A 2122-nucleotide genomic window follows, 5' to 3' on the forward strand; every position below is an offset into this window, starting at 1 on the left:
TAAAACTAAATGACTATATCAAGCAGATAGTAAAGAACCTTGGGCCTACTACTGGTTAGGAATCACTGGAGGGAAAGCTCCTGATTTTTTTTGCCCTTTCTCAAATTTCTGATCAATCCTATCTCATCCAATCTGAAACTTGTCATACCCAGACTACTGCAAAACTCATCTCAGACATTGTTCGCTTCGCTCAGATTACAAAATCCAATGAATTAGCTCAACTCCATATCATGGGACAACTCCATGAACTGATGTTTCATCTGGGAACTATTGCTCCCAATCAGAAAAAAGAATATTTCATCAACCTACCAACTCTATCTTGAATGCAAACGATTAATTGATAGCCACTATCCTCAATCACTTACAATTCAAGATTTAACAAAAGAACTATCCGTTCACAGAAGCTACTTATCAAGCGTATTCAAAGAATTTAATACCTTATCACCCAAAGAATACCTACTCTACGTTCGAATGCACCGAGCTAAACAACTTCTCGAAAATACCCAAGAATCCATCAAGGTAATTGCATACTCGGTAGGTTTTTCAGATCCACTACATTTTTCGAAAGCTTATAAACAATACTTTAATCAGACTCCAAGTCATACAAGAAAAGAATACTCTCAATACCAACTAGTGAGAAAGGCAACATTATGAAATCCTACCAAGCTGTCTACCAAATCCTATCTAAAGAAACCGACTATATCAGCGGAGAAAAAATCGCAGAAAAACTATCCCTAAGCCGAACATCAATTTGGAAAGCTATCAAGCGACTAGAACAAGAAGGGATTGAAATTGATAGTATCAAAAATAGAGGATATAAACTGATGAATGGTGACCTTATTCTTCCAGAGATTCTAGAAGAAAATCTTCCAATTAAAATCAGTTTTAAACCCGAAACAAAATCAACACAACTAGATGCAAAAGAAGCAATTGATTTAGGCTATGAAGCAAACACCCTCTATCTAGCTTCCTATCAAATAGCAGGGCGTGGCCGTTTTCAACGCTCCTTCTACTCTCCTCAAGGTGGCATTTATATGACCCTCCATCTTAAACCAAATCTTCCCTATGACAAATTACCGTCCTACACACTACTTGTAGCTGGAGCTGTCTACAAAGCCATTAAGAACCTAACTTTAATAGATGTCGACATAAAATGGGTCAATGATATCTACCTAAACAATCATAAAATTGGAGGAATTCTCACTGAAGCAATGACCTCTGTAGAAACTGGCTTAGTCACAGATATCATTATTGGAGTAGGTATCAATTTCACTATTAAAGACTTCCCTCAGGAATTAAAAGAAAAAGCTGCCAGCTTATTTAAAGCTACAGCTCCTATAACAAGGAATGAATTGATCATAGAAATCTGGCGTACTTTCTTCGAAACACCAGCAGAAGAGCTATTATACCTATACAAAAAACAGTCATTCGTTCTTGGAAAAGAAGTTACTTTCACACTAGATCAAAAAGACTACAAGGGACTTGCTAAAGACATCTCTGAAAGTGGAAAACTTTTGGTGCAATGTGATAACGGAAAAGAAATCTGGCTCAATAGCGGAGAAATTTCTCTCAAGAGTTGGAAGTAATAATAAATTAGAACAACCATAAAATCGACAATATATAAAGATTTTAGCTTTTCTTCAACCCACTACAGTTGACAAAGAGCCTGAAAACTTCAAAAAACGGATTTTTATCGCTCTGAACATCAAAAAAGAAAGGACGAAATTTGTCCTTTCTCGAGCTTAGCTGACTTCAACCCACTACAGTTGACAAAGAGCCAAATGAAAAAGAGAGTTACAAACTCTCATTAAAACGGAGAATAAGGGATTCGAACCCTTGCGCCAGTTACCCGACCTAACGATTTAGCAAACCGTCCTCTTCAGCCTCTTGAGTAATTCTCCAATTAATGGGCACGAGTGGACTCGAACCACCGACCTCACGCTTATCAGGCGTGCGCTCTAACCACCTGAGCTACGCGCCCAAGTTAAAAAACTTGGTAATTTGAACAAAGTTCAAAGCGGGTGACGAGAATCGAACTCGCGACAACAGCTTGGAAGGCTGTAGTTTTACCACTAAACTACACCCGCATAAATACTATCAATAAAATGGCGCGAGACGGAAT

1 protein-coding gene, 3 tRNA genes and 1 pseudogene are annotated in these 2122 nt (G+C 38.0%); 2 read left to right on the forward strand and 3 right to left on the reverse strand.

Annotation, left to right across the window (positions count from 1 at the left end; all coding sequences use genetic code 11):
• Positions 1-16: 16 nt before the first annotated feature.
• Together HT708_RS11460 and birA are read left to right on the forward strand one after the other, a co-directional pair.
• Positions 17-654, forward strand: a pseudogene (locus HT708_RS11460) (AraC family transcriptional regulator); the annotation flags it as partial.
• The gene (birA, locus tag HT708_RS11465) at positions 651-1586 is read left to right on the forward strand and encodes a bifunctional biotin--[acetyl-CoA-carboxylase] ligase/biotin operon repressor BirA (protein ID WP_000844510.1); all 936 of its coding nucleotides are present in this window, start codon (positions 651-653) and stop codon (positions 1584-1586) included. The pseudogene HT708_RS11460 and the gene birA, both read left to right, overlap by 4 nt.
• A gap of 227 nt (positions 1587-1813) precedes the next feature.
• On the opposite strand, the gene HT708_RS11470 is transcribed toward birA, so the two are convergent.
• From HT708_RS11470 to HT708_RS11480, 3 genes are all read right to left on the reverse strand, one after another.
• Positions 1814-1901, reverse strand: a tRNA-Ser gene (locus tag HT708_RS11470).
• Between the two features lie 6 nt (positions 1902-1907).
• Positions 1908-1981 (reverse strand) — tRNA-Ile (locus HT708_RS11475).
• Between the two features lie 35 nt (positions 1982-2016).
• Positions 2017-2087 (reverse strand) — tRNA-Gly (locus HT708_RS11480).
• Between the last annotated feature and the right edge of the window lie 35 nt (positions 2088-2122).

The organism is Streptococcus sp. 3613 (assembly GCF_013277375.1).
Lineage (GTDB): Bacteria > Bacillota > Bacilli > Lactobacillales > Streptococcaceae > Streptococcus > Streptococcus pseudopneumoniae.